Annotated in this window: 15 protein-coding genes; 14 read left to right on the top strand and 1 reads right to left on the bottom strand. The window is 58.9% G+C overall.

Features of this window, described 5'->3' with window-relative positions:
• The first annotated feature begins 21 nt into the window (after nt 1-21).
• Genes tssC through U367_RS0108170 form a run of 14 tightly spaced genes read left to right on the top strand, consistent with a single transcriptional unit; the run spans nt 22 to nt 17,585 of the window.
• Entirely contained in the window at nt 22-1,497 is a 1,476-nt protein-coding gene (gene tssC / locus U367_RS0108235; protein WP_028616513.1) for a type VI secretion system contractile sheath large subunit, read from the top strand.
• A gap of 14 nt (nt 1,498-1,511) precedes the next feature.
• Nucleotides 1,512-1,910 carry a type VI secretion system baseplate subunit TssE gene (gene tssE, locus U367_RS0108230; protein WP_028616512.1) on the top strand — a complete coding sequence of 133 codons (399 nt, stop codon included), beginning with the start codon at nt 1,512-1,514 and terminating at the stop codon, nt 1,908-1,910.
• A complete protein-coding gene (tssF, locus tag U367_RS0108225; RefSeq protein ID WP_028616511.1) occupies nt 1,900-3,687 on the top strand; it encodes a type VI secretion system baseplate subunit TssF in 1,788 nt (595 codons plus the stop codon). The genes tssE and tssF overlap by 11 nt, the downstream gene beginning before the upstream one ends.
• Entirely contained in the window at nt 3,651-4,664 is a 1,014-nt protein-coding gene (gene tssG / locus U367_RS0108220; RefSeq protein ID WP_028616510.1) for a type VI secretion system baseplate subunit TssG, read from the top strand. Before tssF ends, tssG begins: the two co-directional genes overlap by 37 nt.
• A 6-nt stretch (nt 4,665-4,670) precedes the next feature.
• Nucleotides 4,671-7,103, top strand: coding sequence for an AAA family ATPase (locus tag U367_RS0108215; RefSeq protein ID WP_028616509.1), 2,433 nt, complete (start codon nt 4,671-4,673; stop codon nt 7,101-7,103).
• The gene (locus U367_RS0108210; protein ID WP_028616508.1) at nt 7,100-8,632 is read left to right on the top strand and encodes a sigma-54 interaction domain-containing protein; all 1,533 of its coding nucleotides are present in this window, start codon (nt 7,100-7,102) and stop codon (nt 8,630-8,632) included. The genes U367_RS0108215 and U367_RS0108210 overlap by 4 nt, the downstream gene beginning before the upstream one ends.
• Before the next feature lie 42 nt (nt 8,633-8,674).
• A complete protein-coding gene (locus U367_RS0108205) occupies nt 8,675-8,806 on the top strand; it encodes a hypothetical protein (RefSeq protein ID WP_028616507.1) in 132 nt (43 codons plus the stop codon).
• Between the two features lie 16 nt (nt 8,807-8,822).
• A complete protein-coding gene (tagH, locus tag U367_RS0108200; RefSeq protein WP_028616506.1) occupies nt 8,823-9,995 on the top strand; it encodes a type VI secretion system-associated FHA domain protein TagH in 1,173 nt (390 codons plus the stop codon).
• A 29-nt stretch (nt 9,996-10,024) separates the two neighbouring features.
• A complete protein-coding gene (tssJ, locus tag U367_RS0108195) occupies nt 10,025-10,486 on the top strand; it encodes a type VI secretion system lipoprotein TssJ (protein ID WP_028616505.1) in 462 nt (153 codons plus the stop codon).
• Between the two features lies 1 nt (nt 10,487).
• On the top strand, nt 10,488-11,816 hold the full coding sequence (gene tssK / locus U367_RS0108190; RefSeq protein WP_028616504.1) for a type VI secretion system baseplate subunit TssK: 1,329 nt from the start codon (nt 10,488-10,490) through the stop codon (nt 11,814-11,816).
• A 5-nt stretch (nt 11,817-11,821) separates the two neighbouring features.
• Nucleotides 11,822-12,682, top strand: a complete 861-nt coding sequence (icmH, locus tag U367_RS0108185) for a type IVB secretion system protein IcmH/DotU (RefSeq protein ID WP_028616503.1) — start codon at nt 11,822-11,824, stop codon at nt 12,680-12,682.
• 15 nt (nt 12,683-12,697) lie between these two features.
• Nucleotides 12,698-16,033, top strand: coding sequence for a type VI secretion system membrane subunit TssM (tssM, locus tag U367_RS0108180; RefSeq protein ID WP_028616502.1), 3,336 nt, complete (start codon nt 12,698-12,700; stop codon nt 16,031-16,033).
• Nucleotides 16,030-16,743 carry a PP2C family protein-serine/threonine phosphatase gene (locus U367_RS0108175; RefSeq protein WP_028616501.1) on the top strand — a complete coding sequence of 238 codons (714 nt, stop codon included), beginning with the start codon at nt 16,030-16,032 and terminating at the stop codon, nt 16,741-16,743. Before tssM ends, U367_RS0108175 begins: the two co-directional genes overlap by 4 nt.
• Nucleotides 16,740-17,585, top strand: coding sequence for a serine/threonine-protein kinase (locus U367_RS0108170; protein ID WP_028616500.1), 846 nt, complete (start codon nt 16,740-16,742; stop codon nt 17,583-17,585). Before U367_RS0108175 ends, U367_RS0108170 begins: the two co-directional genes overlap by 4 nt.
• 4 nt (nt 17,586-17,589) lie before the next feature.
• Here U367_RS0108170 and U367_RS0108165 read toward each other — a convergent pair whose 3' ends face one another.
• Complete coding sequence (locus U367_RS0108165; protein WP_028616499.1) at nt 17,590-17,919, bottom strand: DUF6388 family protein; 330 nt, start codon at nt 17,917-17,919, stop codon at nt 17,590-17,592.
• Between the last annotated feature and the right edge of the window lie 296 nt (nt 17,920-18,215).

Here is an 18,215-nt window from a genome sequence, read left to right as displayed (position 1 = left end):
CAGTAAAAGGACACTGAGCTCATGACGACACAACAGCACTCACTGCCTGCACAAACCGCTCATCAATACAGCATTCTCGATAACATCGTTGCCCAGACTCTGCTGAGTGCGGACGACGAGGCCTATGGTATTGCCAAGCGTGGTGTTTCGGCGTTCATCGAAGAGCTGATCAAACCGCAGAACCGAGGCGAGCCCGTCAAGAAACGGCTGGTCGACCGGATGATTGCCGAGATCGACACGAAGCTTAGTCTTCAGATGGATGAGATCCTGCACCACCCGGATTTCCAGGCCTTGGAAGCTTCCTGGAAAGGCCTGCAGTTGTTGGTTGATCGCACCAACTTCCGCGAGAACATCAAGATCGAACTGCTGAACGTCTCTCGGCAAGATCTGCTGGAAGATTTCGAGGACTCACCTGAAGTGATCCAGTCCGGTCTGTACAAACATATCTACAGTGCGGAATACGGTCAGTTTGGTGGTCAGCCGGTGGGCGCAATTATCGCCAATTACTTTCTGTCTCCCAGCGCCCCCGACGTGAAGTTGATGCAGTACGCTTCCAGTGTGGCCTGCATGGCCCATGCGCCTTTTATCGCCGCTGCAGGGCCTGCGTTCTTCGGGTTGGAAAGTTTCACCGGTCTGCCGGATCTCAAAGACCTGAAGGACCATTTCGAAGGCCCTCAATTCGCCAAATGGCAAAGTTTTCGCCAAAGCGAAGATTCACGCTATATCGGCTTGACCGTGCCGCGTTTCCTGCTTCGTACGCCCTACGATCCCCTTGAATGCCCGGTCAAGACCTTTGCCTACCAGGAAAACGTGGTCAACAGCCATGAACACTACCTGTGGGGCAATACGGCCTACGCTTTTGCCACACGCCTGACCGATAGTTTCGCGCGGTTTCGCTGGTGTCCGAACATCATCGGCCCGCAAAGCGGTGGTGCGGTGGAAGACTTGCCGTTGCATCACTTCCATAGCATGGGTGAAATCGAAACCAAGATTCCGACTGAAGTCTTGGTTTCCGATCGCCGGGAGTACGAACTGGCGCAAGAGGGATTCATTGCCCTGACGATGCGAAAGGGCAGCGACAACGCAGCGTTTTTTTCCGCCAGTTCGGTCCAGAAGCCAAAACACTTTGGTCTTAGTCCGGAAGGCAAGCAGGCGGAGCTGAATTACCGTCTGGGCACCCAACTGCCCTACATGATGGTGGTGAATCGCCTAGCCCACTATCTCAAGGTCCTGCAGCGTGAGCAATTGGGGTCGTGGAAGGAGCGCACCGACCTGGAGCTGGAACTCAACAAGTGGATTCGACAGTACGTCGCCGATCAGGAAAACCCCAGCGCCGAAGTGCGTGGGCGGCGCCCCTTGCGTGCGGCCCGCATCGTTGTCAGTGATGTCGACGGCGAGCCCGGCTGGTATCGAGTCAACCTGAGTGTGCGCCCGCACTTCAAGTACATGGGGGCGGATTTCACATTGTCCCTGGTCGGCAAGCTCGACAAAGAATGAGCAGAGGCCAGGTAATGCCCAACCACCAGAGTCTTTTCCAGCGCCTTGAGCGCCCGGCTACTCCCGCAAGTGCCGTGACGTCCGTCGCGATCCACCTGGGAAAAATGCTCAGCATCCGTGCGGGCAGTTTGCAGACGCTGCCCGATTACGGCTTGCCCGACCTCAATGACATGAACCAGAGCCTACATGAGTCATTGTCTCAGTCACGCTTGTTGATCGAGCGATTCATTCGCGCCTACGAGCCGCGCTTGAAGGATGTGCGGGTCAAGACGTTGCCGAGGGACCACGACCCACTGGCCCTGGCCTTCGCCATTGAAGCTACTTTGATGATCAAGGGCACCCAGCGCCCCGTGGTGTTCACCGCTCGGCTATGCGATTCCGGTCGGGTAGAGGTCTTGCCGGATGTCGTTTAATCGTTATTACCAAAGCGAGCTCAGTGCGTTGCGCCAGCTCGGTCGTCAGTTCTCCGAGCGCAATCCTGCGCTTGCTCCCTTTCTCGCAGAGTCGGGTCAAGATCCGGATGTAGAGCGGCTGCTGGAAGGCTTTGCGTTTCTCACGGGTCGCTTGCGCCAGAAGCTCGATGACGAGCTTCCAGAACTGACACATTCGCTGATGCATTTGCTCTGGCCCAACTACATGCGCCCGATGCCCGCGTTCAGCATGCTGCAATTTGATCCGTTGAAACACTCCGGTCCTGACGTGTGGGTGGCGAGGGACACGCCGGTCGAAAGCGCCGCAGTCAATGGCGAGCGGTGCCGTTTTCGGACCTGCTATGCCACGCAGGTTCTACCGCTGCAACTGAGCGCGTTGGAGTACGGCACCCAGGCAGGGCGGGGGAAGTTGAGCCTGCGTCTGGACATGAGCGCCGAAGGTAATTTCAGTGAATGGACCTTCACTCAGTTGCGTCTGCATCTCGCCGGAGATCGCTACATCAGCCAGGAGCTGTACCTGAGCCTGCTGCGTCATCTTGACGGTATTGAGTTGCTACCTTTGGGCCACGATGGCCTGCCGGTCAACGGGGTTAATGGCCAGGCGTTATCACTGCGGCTGGGCGCCGACCAGGTCCAGCCGGTGGGTTTCAGCGAGGAACAGGCGTTGATCCCGTATCCGCAAAATACCTTTCCAGGGTATCGCCACCTGCAGGAGTATTTTGCCTTTCCTGACAAGTACCTGTTTGTCGATGTCGGGGGCTTGGGCGTGCTGCAGGAATTACCTGGCGAATTGCTCAAGCAGGTGCGTGGGGTGATGTTGCGCTTCGAGTTGCGCACTCCATGGCGTGAGTCCCAGCAGCCCACCTTGGAGAACGTCAAACTGTACTGCACCCCTATCGTGAACCTGTTCAAGCATGATGCGGTGCCCATCCGGCTGGACGGCAAGCAGGATGAGTATCTGCTCGTCCCTGGCGAATACTCACGGGAAAACGCGAGTGTATTTTCCGTCGACAGTGTCACAGGGTGGCAACCGGGTGGGCGTGGATACAAGGCTTACGTGCCCTTCGAATCCTTCGAACATGGTGGCGACACCGACCAGGCGGATAGCCCGGTGAGTTATAGCATTCGTCAACGGCCATCGGCACAGCATGCAGGGCTTGAAACCTGGCTTGCGTTTGGTAACGGTCCTGAGTCAGAGCAGCAAACACTGTCGATCGAGTTGACGTGTACCAATCACAACCTACCTCGGCTGTTGCAGCTTGGGGACATAAACCTGCCCTGCGAACAGACGCCAGAGGGGTTGTCGTTTCGGAACATCTGCGCACCGACGGCCAGTTTTTCGCCACCCCTGGATCAGGATTTTCTCTGGCGATTGATCAGCAACCTGTCGCTCAACTATCTGTCGTTGAGCGACATCAACGCCTTGAAGGTAATCCTTCAAACCTATGACTTACCGCGCTACCACGATCGGCAAGCGCAGAAGGTCAGTGAGAGGAAGCTGGGCGCAATGCGATCCGTCAGTCATACGGCGGTCGACCGATTGCAACGGGGCTTGCCGTTTCGGGGGATACGAATTGATCTGAGCATCGACCCCCAAGGCTTTCTGGGGCATGGCGAAGTATTCGTCTTCGCGTCGGTACTCAACGAGTTCTTCGCGCTTTACGCCAGTCTCAACGCCTACCACGAACTAAGAGTCATCAGCACACAAGGAGACGTGTACCTATGGCCACCACGGATGGGGCAGCAGCCCCTGCTTTGACGCGACTGTCCCGGGGCATCCGCGAGTATTCGCTGTTCCAGGCGGTTTTGCAGGTGATCAACCGCTTGCGCGAAGCCCATCCCCTGTCGGATGACGACGCGTTGTATGACTTGTTGGAGTTTCAAGCCAATCCAGGTCTTGGCTTTCCCGGTCACGATATTGACCGGGTGGAGTTTTTCATTGAGCACGGGCAGTTGCGCGCGCGTCTTCGCCTCAACCTTTTGGGCTTGTGTGGCGCGGGGTCGCCCTTGCCGGCGTTTTATGGCGAACAAGCGTGTGCCGACGGAGTGGGTGGCAGTACTACGCGAGAATTTCTGGACGTGTTTCATCACCGTTTGCAACGACTGATGCTACCCATCTGGCGCAAGTACCGTTACCGGGCGCGGTTCCAGGCAGGCGCGCGTGACACGTTATCCGAGCAGATGTTCGCGTTGATCGGCCTGAGCGGCCAGCAGATTCGCAGTGTCGCGCAATTGAACTGCGAGCGGCTGTTGCCTTACTTGGGGTTACTTAGCCTGCGGGCGCATTCGGCAGCCTTGATCGAGACGGTGTTGCGTTACTACTTCAAACACCACCGCTTGTTCATTGAGCAGTGGGTACTGCGTACGGTTGCAATCGCTGACGCACAGCGAAATCGGCTCGGCACCGCGAATAGCGTACTTGGCCGTGACCAGGTATTGGGCAGTCAGGTTGCCGACTGTAGTGGCAAGTTCAGGGTGCATCTGCAGGGCCTGTGTTGGCAGCAATTCCATGGCTTTCTGCCCACTGGGCCCGACTACCCGCTGCTGTGTTCATTGGTGCGCCTCACATCTCGGGATCCACTGGACTATGACGTGCGGCTGGTGCTGGCCAAGGAAGAGATCCGACCGTTGCACATTGGCGAACACAACGTCTGTCGCCTCGGCTGGACCACGTGGCTGGCGCATGACTGCTCCGACGGGGTGGTCATGGTGCCGGGCAACGCTCATGAGGGATGAATCATTATGATAAATGTGGATCTGCAACAACTTATTCAGACATTGACCACCCAGGCCCGTCGGGATTTGGTGCGCGCTGCTGAACGTTGCGTAACGCGCGGCGGCAGAGAAGTACTGGTGGAAGACTTGTTGCTGGCCTTGCTGGAGCATCAAGACGGCCTTCTCGTACGGGCTATGGCAGATGCAGGCATTGAGGTGGGTGAGTTGCAAGCGGCACTGCAGCCCAAGGGGGAGGCGAGCGCATCACGCAACCCGGTGTTTGCCCAATCGCTTGTGCAATGGCTGCAGCAGGCCTTGATGGTTGCCCATCTGGAACTGCGCCAGACTGAAGTCGATCACGGCGCGCTGTTGCTGGCACTGCTGCGTCACCCGCTGCACCATGCGGGGAGTGCCTATCAGGTTTTGTTGAACCGCTTGGATACGCAGCGTTTACTGGGCTTTGTGTCGAGTCAGTCGCCTGGCGCGGATCCTTCGCCGACGAGCGAATCATTGCTGGAGCACTTCACTCACGACCTGACGCGCCTGGCGCTTGAAGGCCGTATCGATCCGGTGGTGTGCCGCGAAGCTGAGATCGGCCAACTGATCGACATTCTCATGCGCCGGCGCAAAAACAACCCAATACTTGTCGGCGAAGCCGGTGTAGGCAAGACGGCCGTTGTCGAAGGCCTCGCGCTGCGCATTGCCACCGAGCAGGTGCCAGCCGCTCTAAAGGATGTGCGGGTGCTGACCCTGGATATGGGGCTGCTCCAGGCTGGAGCCAGCATCAAGGGTGAATTTGAGCGGCGCCTCAAGGGCGTGATCGACGAGGTCAATGCCTCGGTCAAACCGGTGATCCTGTTTATCGATGAGGCGCATACGTTGGTCGGTGCGGGCGCTCCGGCGGGTGGGTCTGATGCGGCTAATCTGCTGAAACCGGCCTTGGCCCGTGGTGAATTGCGCACCATCGCTGCGACCACTTGGTCGGAATACAAGAAGTACTTCGAGAGAGATCCGGCGTTGGCACGGCGCTTTCAGCCTGTACTGGTTGGCGAGCCCAGTGTCGAGCAGGCGGTTTCGATCCTGCGCGGACTGGTCTCGGTATATGAACGCAGCCATGGCGTTTACGTGCGGGACGATGCGGTTGTGGCGGCGGCGCAGATGAGTGCCCGTTATCTGAGCGGGCGCCAGTTGCCCGACAAGGCGGTGGATGTGTTGGACACCGCTTGCGCTCGTTTGCGTACCCGTAGGGAGGCGGCGCCCGAAGAGTTGCAACGCCTCTATGCGGAACAGGCGAAAGGCGTGCGGCAGCATCAGGCAATAGGTCGTGACAGGGATGCAGGGTTTCCCGTGGATGAGCAAATACTCCACGGGTTGAACCTACGCATGGAGGAAATGGAAAGCGAGCGCCAGCTTCTGGAACAGTGCTGGCAGAAGCAACAAACATCGGCGCAGCAGGTATGCCCGCACCTGGTGGCGGAGGTCATCAGTGGCTGGACCGGTATCCCGGTTGAACAGTTGGCATGTGAGCACAGTACACGGGTGCTGGGTTTTGCCGATGCCCTACGCGCGCGCATTCTTGGCCAGGAACAAGCGGTGCAGGCTCTGGACCGCAACCTGCGCGCCGTTGCAGCAGGGCTCAACAAGGCCGAAGGCCCGGTTGGTGTGTTCCTGCTGGTGGGCCCAAGTGGCGTGGGCAAGACCGAGACTGCGCTGGCCCTGGGCGATCTGTTGTATGGCGGTGAGCGTTTTGTCACCACCCTCAACATGTCGGAGTTCCAGGAAAAACATTCACTGTCTCGCTTGATTGGCGCACCGCCCGGTTATGTCGGTTTCGGCGAGGGCGGTGTGCTGACCGAAGCCGTACGTCAACGCCCGTATTCTGTGGTGTTGCTCGACGAGGTCGAGAAGGCCGACCCGGAAGTCTTGAACCTGTTCTATCAGATTTTCGACAAAGGCCTGGCCAATGATGGGGAAGGCCGGGAAATTGACTTTCGCAACACGCTGATCCTGATGACGTCCAACTTGGGCAGCGAGTGCATCGGTGAACTGTGCGCAGACGGCGCGCGACCTGAAGTGCCAGTGCTGCAAGAGGCGATCCGTCCGTTGCTGCGCGACCACTTCAAACCCGCATTGCTGGCTCGCATGCGCGTCGTGCCGTATTACCCGGTGACGGGTGAGGCTCTGCATGACTTGACTAGACTCAAGCTGGAACGCTTGGGTCAACGGTTGCATCTGCGCAAGCTGGCGTTCAGCTATACGCCCGAGCTGGTTGCACACATGGCCAAGCGTTGCGCCCATAGCGATAGCGGCGCTCGCTACCTTGACCAATGGATCGAACTCCATTTGTTGCCGCAGGTGGTGGATCGCTTGCTGGCGGCGATGGCTCAAGACGAACCCTTGGCGCATGTGCATGCGTACCTGACGGAGAATGGTTCTCCCCTCTGTGAGTTCAGCCAATGAGGGAGAGCCGACCCACCCAGGAGCCCCAATCACAGGCATACCTCGACGCGTTGCTAGGCTGGTTCGTTCGTTTGGGTGCCGATGGCGACGAAATCACCTTGCCCGGGCTCTGTGTTGCGGCTGTGGCGCAGTTGAGCCAATGCGAACTCAGTCAGTGGTACTGGCGCGATGAGTCCACTGGCCGACTCGAACTGATTGCCCAGCATTTGCTCGGAGTGTTTTGTTCCGGCGATCCAGTCGGAACCAAGGACTTTCAGCATGAGCAGGTGTTGCACTATGTACTCAGCCATAAAACGGCTCTTAGCCTGGAGGACCTCGCCGGCAGCGTGTACGAGTGCGGGTTTCTGCCAGCACTGGAGACTCCCTGGGAAGCGCTGTCGTGTGTGCCGCTGTTCAACCGCGACAAGGCCATCAACGGCGTGTTGCTGCTTGCCAGCCAATGCCGGAGAAATTTGCACGACTACTCCCTCTCTTTGAGCCAGCTGGGAAGTTTTGCCTTGATGCAGCGGACTCTACTGAAGAGTCAGTGTTCCACAGGAAGTATCGCCCTTTTGAATGACCGTAAACCGGCCCCTCGAGCGGAGTTTGGGCTGATCGGCAGCAGTACGGCGATGGATCAGACGTACCGCCTGATCGGTAAGGTCATGCAGACGCCTTACACCGTATTGCTGCGCGGCGAGACGGGGACAGGCAAAGAGGTGGTGGCACGGGCTATCCATTCTGCAGGTCCGCGCAAAAGCAAAGCGTTCGTGGTGCAAAACTGTGCGGCGTTTCCCGAAGGATTGCTGGAAAGCGAGTTGTTCGGCTATCGCAAAGGGGCTTTCACGGGAGCTGAACGCAACCATGTGGGGCTGTTTGACGCGGCGCATGGAGGCACGCTGCTCTTGGACGAAATCGGCGATATGCCGCTGTCGCTGCAGGCCAAGTTACTGCGGGTCCTGCAGGAAGGCGAAGTTCGCCCGCTGGGCGCTACTGCGGCACACAAGGTTGACGTGCGCATCATTGCTGCGACACATCGTGACCTCTGCGCGATGGTAGCCCAAGGCAGTTTCCGCGAAGACCTCTATTACAGGCTGGCGCAATTCCCCATCGAACTGCCGCCCTTGCGCGAGCGTGACGGCGATGTGTTGCTGTTGGCGCGGGATTTTTCGCAACAAGCTTCCATTGCACTTGGACGTGTGCCGGTGTCGTGGTCAAGCGCGGCCCTTGACCAACTGTCGAGCTACGCCTTCCCCGGCAATGTTCGTGAGCTCAAATGCCTGGTGGAGCGTGCGGTACTGCTCTGCGATGACGGGGTGATCCTGCCGGTGCATCTTTCCTTGCCTGCGCCACCAGCCAATGACTCCGTCGATGCGACGTTGCGCCAACGTCTGGAGCGGGTAGAGCGGGTGTTCCTGATCGATTGTCTGCACAAGAACCGTGGTAATCGCACCCGAACTGCGCGTGAGCTGGGTGTCGCCCGCCGCACGCTGCTCTATCGCCTGGCGCGCCTGAAGATTCCCGTTGGCGATGTCCGTGAGGAAGGCTGAATGGAAGAAGTGTGGGCACCTGATTTTCATGGGAGATACCTGATGTTTTTTCATCCGTGGCAAGCCCTGGTGCTTGTGCTGTGTTTGTTGAGCGGCTGTAACGCCAATTATGTCTTTGATGATGCCGACTACCGTCCGTTGGGTGACCCCCAGGCGACACGTCGTGGGCAGTGAGCAGGAGAGCTCTGCCATGCAATTAGTGTTTGAAGTCTGCAGTGGCGTGAATAGTGAACCGCTGGCGCGCAAGGCGTTTGATGGTGTTGGCGGTGTGATCGGCCGTGGGACGGGTTGTGACTGGATCATCCCCGATACCCACCGCCTGATCTCCAGTCATCACGCCTTGGTCAGTTATCGAGAAGGCCACTACTACCTGACGGATATCAGCAGCAACGGCATCAGTGTTTCAGGCAGCATGGAACGCCTGGGCAAAGGGCAGGCGCGGTTGATCACTGAGGGTGAAGTGTACCAACTGGGACGGTTGGAAATTCGTGCCCGGTTGGTGGCAAATGAACGGCGGTCGTTTGCTGGGGATGATGTGATTCCAGACGACGCGTTCCTCGGGCTTGACCCTGTTGACGCGCTGGATCGCGAGCAAATGCGTGTCAGCTCATCGGCAGAATTGGACGGCCTGGATACGTCAACGCAGGTGACTTTCCAATCGCACATTCAAGGGCCTGTGGATCGCGATCATCTGATCGTACCGACATGGGCTGAACCCGACAGGAAAGAGATACCTCCCGAACCCGCCATGGCCTTGCCTGCTGCCTCGCAGGTGTTCTGGCCGCAGTTTGCGCAAGCATTGGGTGTGCAAGTGGATACGCTTGATACGCCAGGCCGCGAAGCCCTCGCGATCAAGGTGGCCGGGCTGTTCAGACAAGTCATCGAAGGGCTGCAGCAAAACCTACGAACCCGCGATGAGCTGAACAGCGAGATCAACATTGCATTGACCCCCCCAGTGTCAAACATCCTCAACCCGCTGAAAGCTTGCGCCGACAGCCAGGCTGCCATGGCGTCACTACTGCGGGCTGGTGCCCCGGGAGAGCTCGCTGCCGAGCAAGCCGTCGCCCAGGCCTGTCGAGACCTGCAAGTTCATCAAGTGGCCATGACCGTGGCTTGTCGGACCGCGGTGCGGGGTGCATTGGCAGCCTTTGCGCCTGGGCATTTGTTGCTGTGCTTCGAGCGCGAGGGCAAGCCACCCAGGTTTTTCACCGAGGCAGCTTATTGGCGGGCATACCAACGCCACTATCGACGACTGGTTGACGAAGATCCCTTGGGCCATCAGTGGTCGCGTAACGATTTTTCCAGTGCCTATGAGGAGCAGGTACGCCTGATTTGCGCCCTGAATGTGGGGTGCCCAGGATGATGTTCGCGTGCCGAGTTGCGGCCCTATCAATGCTGTCAGCACTGTGCCTGTTGGCCGGATGTAGCAGCCTTTCACCTTTTTCGACCCTGACCAAACTGGACTTGACGTTGATCGCAGGTGACGAAGTCAACCCCGACCTGCACGGTCGCCCCTCTCCCGTGGTAGTGCAACTGATTGAACTACGGCACCCCGTGGCCTTTGAAAATGCCGATTTTTTCAGCCTCTACGACCGCTCCGAACAGACACTCTCCAAGGATTGGGTCAGCAGCGAGGAGTTGGAATTGCGTCCTGGTGAACGGCAGGCACTCAAGCTCAGTGTCCAGCCGCATAGCCGCTATGTCGGCGTACTGGCGGCGTATCGCGACTTGCCTCATGTGCAATGGCGGCTCGTGCTGCCGGTAGTCCCGGGGCAATTTACGCGTGCCGACATTGTGTTGGACCAGACGGGGCTACGGATGGCAACCCCTCAGACAGACAGGACGGAGAATTGAGATGCAGGTCCATAACGTTGTCTGGCAAGAGGGCATGCTGTTGCGGCCCCAGCACTTGCAACACAATGACCGCTACTACCATCGACAGCTCAACCGAACTCGGTTGCTGAGCAGTGATGCGTGGGGGTTCCTGACCCTGGACATCGATATGCAGTACCTCAACCTGGGCAAGGTCGTTGTCAACCAGGCCAGCGGAGTATTGCCGGACGGCAGCTTGTTTGAGTTGAGCGGCGCGATGGAGCCTTTGGTGTTGCAGGTGCCTGCCAATGCGGGCAGGCAAGCTGTTTATCTGGCGTTGCCGCTGGCGACCGAGAATCAGGTTGAGGTGCGCAGGAAGGAGCAAAGCGATGTGCTGGCACGCTACGTCGCCTGTGAATCGGAAATCGGCGACTCCAACGCCGGCGTTGATTCTCGTTGCCAGATCAACTGTGCACACCCGGACTTTCGGCTGATGCTGGGCGATGGGCCCAGTGATGCGTTCTACGTGAAGCTCCAGGTCGCCCAAGTGCAAGATTCGACTCGCGAGGATGGCGTAAGCCTGGATGCGGACTTTGTGCCGACGTTCATCTATCTCCAGAGCGCCGGATATGTGCCGTCATGCATCAAGGAGGTGATCAGTCTGCTGGCGACGCGTGGCGATGCGATTGCAACGCGAATCCAGGGGAGTGGTGCCTCGACAGGAGCACAGGTCGGCGACTTTCTGATGCTGCAACTGATCAATCGTGCCGAGTTGGTCCTGCGTCACTACCTGGTGCAGGCTCAAGTGCGTCCGGAGCTGCTGTATCGGGAGTTGCTCTCGATCCTCGGCGAACTGTCGACGTTCGCCAACGACAACAAGCGCGCACAACTTGCCGTGCACTACCGGCATGGCGATCAGGGGGCGAGCTTTCGTGGGCTGATGGAGGGGCTTCGCGCTGTATTGTCGTCGGTGCTGGAACAACATGCCATCGAGTTGGCGTTGCAAAAGCGGCAATACGGGGTGCTGGTTTGCCCGGTCAGTGATCTCAAGTTGCTCGGCACCGCCACCTTCATTTTGGCCGCCACCGCCCAATGTGATTCGGAAGAGCTTCGCCATCGTTTGCCGGCGCATCTCAAGATCGGCCCCGTAGAACGCATCCGCGAGCTGGTGAACCTGCACCTGGCCGGTATCAAGGTCCAGCCGCTGCCGGTCGCGCCGCGGCAGATTCCGTATCACGCCGCCAAGACCTATTTCATGCTCGAACTCAGTCCTCGTGATATCGCGCAGTTGGAGCAGTCGGGTGGTTTTGCCTTCCACGCGAGCGGCGAATTCGCGGAGCTAGAACTCAACTTCTGGGCTATCAGGAACTGAATACCATGACGAAGGGCAGTGAATACCCGCAGGATGAAAAAACCGTACTACTTGACCGTGATGGGCTCGGGCCGGCGCTGGGACCCGTTACAGACTTCCCATCGCCGCCACGCTTCGCGCAGTTGGAAGATCGGATGATCTACGCCGCCAACCTCCCGGGGCAGCGTTTCAAAATGGGCTCCAACATGCTGTTGGCAGCGGGCTGGGAGCTCTTGTCGCAGATTGCCCAGCTCAAGGCCAGCCCCGCTCGGGAAAGCTTGCAAGCGCTCAATGACCAGCTCTCATCGTCCATCAGCGCATTTGAGGCCCATGCCTTGCACTTGGGGGCAGAGAGCAGCCAGGTGATGTCGGCGCGTTATGTGCTGTGCAGTGTCATCGACGAGGCGGTAGTCACCACGCCTTGGGGCAGTTGCAGCGATTGGTCGAAGAAGAGCCTGTTGAGCCGCTTTCACAACGAAACCTTCGGTGGTGAAAAGTTTTTCCAGTTGCTGGAGCGATTGTCCCGCGATCCCGTCAAGCATATTGCCATGCTGGAGCTTATGTACCTGTGCCTGTCGTTGGGATTCGAAGGCAAATACCGCGTCATGGAGCGGGGAAGGGGGCAACTGGAAACGATCCAAGATGCTGTTTACCGCCAGGTCAGGCATGTGCGAGGTGACCGGGTGCCGCTATCCATCACTCCCGAGAGAGGGAAAGTTCCTCGGGTACGAATACGGATTGTCTCCGTCATGTGGGTCGTTATTTGTGTGCTGGCTTGTTTACTGGTGATGTATTCGGGGTTTGCCTGGGTGCTGAACCAGGAGCGCGAGGCGGCGCTGCAACCTCTTCAACCTCTGGTGTCAGGCTTGTCTCGGACACCCTCGTAACGCTGGGAGCAATGGATGAACGCATTCTTCAAAGGAGTGGGTACGGTGCTGCGCAAAAGTTGGGTATACAGCTTGCTCCTAGTGCTGTCCAGTGCGCTGCTGGTGTGGTTTTTCGGGCCCTTGCTGGCGGTGGATGACTACCGTTTCTGGCAAAGTCCGACGTCCCGTTTGCTGACCATCAGCGGGTTTCTATTGCTGTGGGGGCTGGCGATGGTCGTGGTGGGCGCGCGTCGTACCGTGTGGTTGAATCAGCCAGCAGAGCATGAGCGTCATCAGCGGCAGGCACTGATCAACGATGAAATACGACAGGTGCGGGAGCGCTTCAAGGAGGCGCTGCAGGCGTTGAAAACCTCACGACGCTACGGTGAGCGCAGCGAGCGTTGGCGAGACGAGTTGCCCTGGTATCTATTGATTGGCGAGCAAGGCAGCGGCAAGACCAGCCTGCTGGCGGCCAGCGGCTTGCCGTCTGCACTGGACTCCCCTGAAACGGCGCCACAGGGGGCCGCGTCTTGGTGTGAGTGGTATTTTGCCGAAGAAGCCGTACTGGTCGAGGCCGCGGGCCGTTATCTGGGCCAGCCGGACCCTTCAGTGGATGAAGCGGGATGGTCGACCCTACTCGACATGCTCAAGCGGCGGCGTAGGTCGCGGCCACTCAATGGCGTAGTCGTCACGTTGTCAGTCGACACACTTTCAAGCAGCAATGAGCACGACCTGGAACGTCATGCCCGCCATGTGCGTACCCGCTTGCAGGATATCCAGCAAACACTGCACGTGGATGTACCAGTGTATTTGGTGTTGACCCAGTCTGACCGGTTGGCCGGGTTTTCCGAGTTTTTTGATGCTCAGCAGGGCGATGATGCAGACCAGGTCCTGGGAGGGTATCTGGGTACCGACCTCGTCCAAGTGAGAGCAGTGTTCGAGAGCTTGCTGCAACGCCTGGGTGGGGAGTTGATTCCGCGCTTGCATCACGAGCGAAATGTCGAGCGTCGAAGGCGCATGCTTGATTTTCCCCGGCAGGTCGCACGCATTGGTGACTGTCTATGCCTGTTTATCGAGGCGGCGTTTTCTGTCAATCGCTATCAGCCTATCAATGCTCTGCGAGGTTTCTATCTGACGTGTGCGAAGACCGTCGATGTACGTCCCCATTTTGTACAGGGGCTGTTTAAGCGCGTGATTTTTGCCGAGGCCGACCTGGCCGGGCTGCTTGATCCGGAACGGCAGCGCATACGCCGACGCCACGGATTGATGGCGCTGGCAGCGACTGTGGTTATCGGGGCTGTGGGGGTAGTGTGGGCGCACAGTTACGCGTTCAACCATCAGCGCCTAGTGCAATTACGGGGACTGATCAGCACCCAGCCCGCCCCGCCGCGAGGGGCGGACGAGAGCCATGCTTTGCTGGCGCTGCTGGACGGTCGACTGGCGGCAACCCAAGTGTTTTCACCGCAGGCCGAAGCACGGTGGATTGATCGGGCCGGCTTGTATCAGGGGGCGCTGAGTAGCCCGCCACTGGCTGCAGCTTATGAACACGCCCTGCAGCAGCAGTTTTTGCCATACGTGACCACCCTGCTCGAAGGGCGAGTGCGAGGCAGCCTGGGTGACCGCGAACACTTGCTGGATAGCCTGCGTGCCTACCTGATGCTCAATCTGCGTGGGCGGCTTGATAAGGGCTGGCTGGCAGAGTATGTGTCTGGCCAGTGGTCGGGAGACTCTTCGGCGAATAAGCGCTTGAATGAACACTTTTTACGCCTCCTCGAACAACCGTTTCAGGCGCCATTGAATGAAGAGTTGGTCGCCCAGGCTCGCTTGGTATTACGCGGTGAGTCACTGATGGAGGTGGTCTACAGGGCGCTGCGGGAGCAAGCGCGAAACCTGGAGCCTTATCGCCTGGCCGAAGGTCCGGCGTTTACCAGAGGCGAGCCGCCTATACCGGGGTTTTATACCAAGAAATACCTACTGCTGTTCGAACAGCAGGGTACTCAGATGGTCAATGCCATTGCTCAGGACAATTGGGTACTTGGAGAGGGTACTGACCTGAGTGTAATGGATCTACGCAGGCTGATGCTGGCGCTGGAACAGCGCTATTTCAGTGAGTACGCCGACGCCTGGAGCGACGCTCTCGGTCGGATCAAGCTGCGGGAAAGTGGCAGCCTGCAACAAGACGCTGAACAGCTTGCAAGCCTTACATCGGCTCAATCGGCTTTGGTGCAGTTGTTGCAGCAGGTGCGCGAAAACACTCGCTTAGTGTCGGCTTCCGATCGACTTGAAACGGAAGTCCAGCAAGTCGGCGAGCTGGGCACGGTGACTTCCAGGGACCTGACCCGAGCAGTGTTACCTGATAATGCCCGGCGTGCCTTGCAACGCCGTTTCGAGCCCTTGCATCAATTGCTCGACGAACAGCAGAACCCAAGGGGCGAGTTGACGCAGGTATTGCGCTTGCTGGATGAGCTGCAATTGCAATTGTCGACAGTGAGCCGGGACAGCTCACCGGAGCAGGCAGCGTTCAAAATGGCCAGGCAACGGATGGATGGACAGCAGCCGCTGCTGGGCAACTTGCGTGACACGGCGGCTCGCTTTCCGCAGCCGCTCAAAGGGTGGTTCGAAGGCATTGCCGACCAAAGCTGGCGCCAACTGCTCGATGGCGCCTACGGGTTTGTAAATCAGCACTATCAAAACGAAGTCTATGGCTTCTATGCGAAAGCCATTCAGCGTCGTTACCCATTCGATGCGCATGCGGGCAGTGACGTTGCCCTAGGCGACTTCCAGGCGTTTTTCAAGCCTCGGGGTGCTATGGCGCGCTTTTTTGAGAGCTACCTGCGGCCGTTCGTCACCGTCGAGGGCAACCGCTATCGCCTGCGGGGGATAGAAGGGCGCAGCCTGCCGATGTCGCGCCTGTTACTGGAACAGCTGACCAAGGCCCAGATCATTCGCCAAGGTTTTTTTACCGAGGAACAGGGAGATTGGGCCGTACGGTTCACGCTGGCGCCCTACAGCCTGGACCAGGCCGTCAGCCGGGCGACGCTGCGGGTGGGTGATCAGCAGTTGGAATACCGCCACGGCCCGATCGTGTCGATGGCGTTCCATTGGCCGAGTGAAGCGGAGAATGGTCGCAGCAGCCTGGTGCTGGAGCGCGGTGCCGAGCGGCCATTGGGCATTGAGAAAGACCGTGGCGCCTGGTCGATGTTCCGGTTTTTCGACCTGATGCAAAGCGAGCCCGCGAGCGGCAGGGATGCGCAGGTTCTCAAGGCTGACCTAGCTGGCCTGCGGGCCAATTACCTGCTCACCAGTCAACGCGACCCAAGCCCATTCCATATGGCGACGTGGCGCACCTTCCGCCTGCCGGAGCAATTGTGAGCGGTGCGCAGTCATGGCTGAGTGCCGGGCGCACGGCGCAAGGCAAGAGCCGTGCACGCAACGAGGATGCCTTCCTCGATTGCCCGCAACGGGGTTGTTGGGCGGTGGCGGATGGTATGGGCGGGCATCATGCCGGAAATGTAGCCAGCCAACGGGTGGTTCGCAGCCTTGCTGCACTGCCAGGCCAAGGCGATTTCGACCAACGGATCGAGGCCGTTCGACGGTGCCTACGGGGTCTCGACAGCCAGTTACAACCCGCCGATGGCGTGGCGGGCATCATGGGCAGTACCGTGGTGGTGCTGTTATTGGCACATGATCGCGCCGCCTGTATCTGGGCCGGGGATAGCCGATGCTACCTGTGGCGAGGGCAGCGGCTGTATCAACTGTCGCGGGACCACTCCTTGCAGCAGCAACTGATAGACACGCAACAGTTGAGCCCGGAACTCGCCCAGGCTCATCCTGGCGCAAGAGCCTTGACCCGCGCGGTGGGTGCCAGGCAGCCATTGAGCCTTGAGATACTGGAACTGCGTTCCCAGCCCGGTGACGTGTTTTTGTTGTGCAGCGACGGTCTGTACCAGGGGCTCAGTCACCGGGAATTGGGGAATGCCATGAGCGCGAGCACGCCACGGCACGTGGTGGATCGGTTGTTCAGCAGTGTGCTGCTGGGGCCGGCACGGGATGATCTGACCGCCGTGGTGGTCCGGCCATGAGCGCGGCGGCAGGCCCGCCGAAAGTGCTGGCCGGGCGCTATCAGCTTGAGCGAATCCTCGGTGCCGGGGGAATGGGTGTGGTTTATCGCGCGCGGGACTTGCTGCATGAAGCGTTCGGCGAGCCAGACTGTCGCGTGGCGCTGAAATTGTTAAGCGAGACCCTATCCGCGTCCACTGACGCGCATGTGCTGCTCTACAGCGAATTCGCCCTGACCCGAAGCCTGCGACATGACCATGTGGTACGTGCATTTTCTTTCGAGGTAGACACGGCGCACCAAGTGGCGTTCTTCACCATGGAACTGATGCCCGGCCTGACGCTCGACCGAGTGCTTCCGGAATGTCCTCAGGGATTGCCGTGGCAGGAGTTACAACCCATGGCCCTGCAACTGCTGGATGCACTGGCCTACACCCATCGGCAAGGTGTCCTGCATGGCGATGTGAAACCGGCGAATATCATGGTCGGGGAGCAGGGGGTACGTCTGTTCGATTTTGGCTTGGGTCACGCGCAAGCCCAGGCGGAGGCTGGATTACCAGGTTTGAGCCGCAACCGGCTGAATGCCTGGACTCCCGCCTATGCAGCGCCGGAGCTGATGGCAGGCGGGTTGCCGTCGGCGAGCGCCGACTTGTATGGGGCGGCCCGAGTGCTCTACGAAATGGCAGAGGGACGGCGGCCCGTAGAGCGTCAACGTAATCAACGATTGCCGCGGCCCAGGCAACTGCCCAGGCAGTACTGGCCCTTGTTATGTTCAGCACTGGCCATGGACCCTGAGCAGCGAACCGTCGATGTTGCCGAGCTGTGCGAGGGGTTGGCAGCCCGTCGGTGCTTATGGTTCATGGGCTAGTGCGTCAACCGGCCAAATCATGCATCCGACAGTACTCGTCCCAGCTCAACCCCGCCATCTGTGCCACTTCCTTGTGTACTTCAAGGCGTTGGGTTTCAAAGGCTTCGGGCGACTCGGCGGTCAGTTTCAGGGTCAACTCCCAGGCAAACAGGCCCTGGCGTTCGGCCTCTGCTTCGAAGGCCTCGTGCAGCCGTTCGGCGCGGTACTGCGCCAGGGTTTCGCCCTTGGCTTGTGCGGCGAGCGGGTTCAGGGTGTCGAGTTCTGCAGCGACATCGGGGTGTTCGTTGACGAACCTGTTCAATGCCAACTGGTGGTTATCGCCGGGTGGTGACAAGGACTTACTCCATTCGATGGCCGGGCTTTGGATATGGCTGGCGCGTTTGCCTAGCCGGCGGTGGGTCATTGCAAGTATGAGGTTGAGTAAAAACAATAACAGGTAGGCTATCCGCGCCGCAGCAGATTTGGTCAGTGGTCCACGTAAGAAAATTCAATTATTTAGAGAATCTAAAGAATTGCCTGTCATCCATTACGGAAAAAACACCTGCATGAATGGCAAAAGGCTTTCGCTCATCGTGCCAGGACGTGTAGCGTTAACCCCGTATTTCCGGCCCTGCCTTCCAGGGACAGAGG

The organism is Pseudomonas canadensis (assembly GCF_000503215.1).
GTDB classification, from domain to species: domain Bacteria; phylum Pseudomonadota; class Gammaproteobacteria; order Pseudomonadales; family Pseudomonadaceae; genus Aquipseudomonas; species Aquipseudomonas canadensis.
This window is presented reverse-complemented; position numbering and strand designations above follow the sequence as displayed.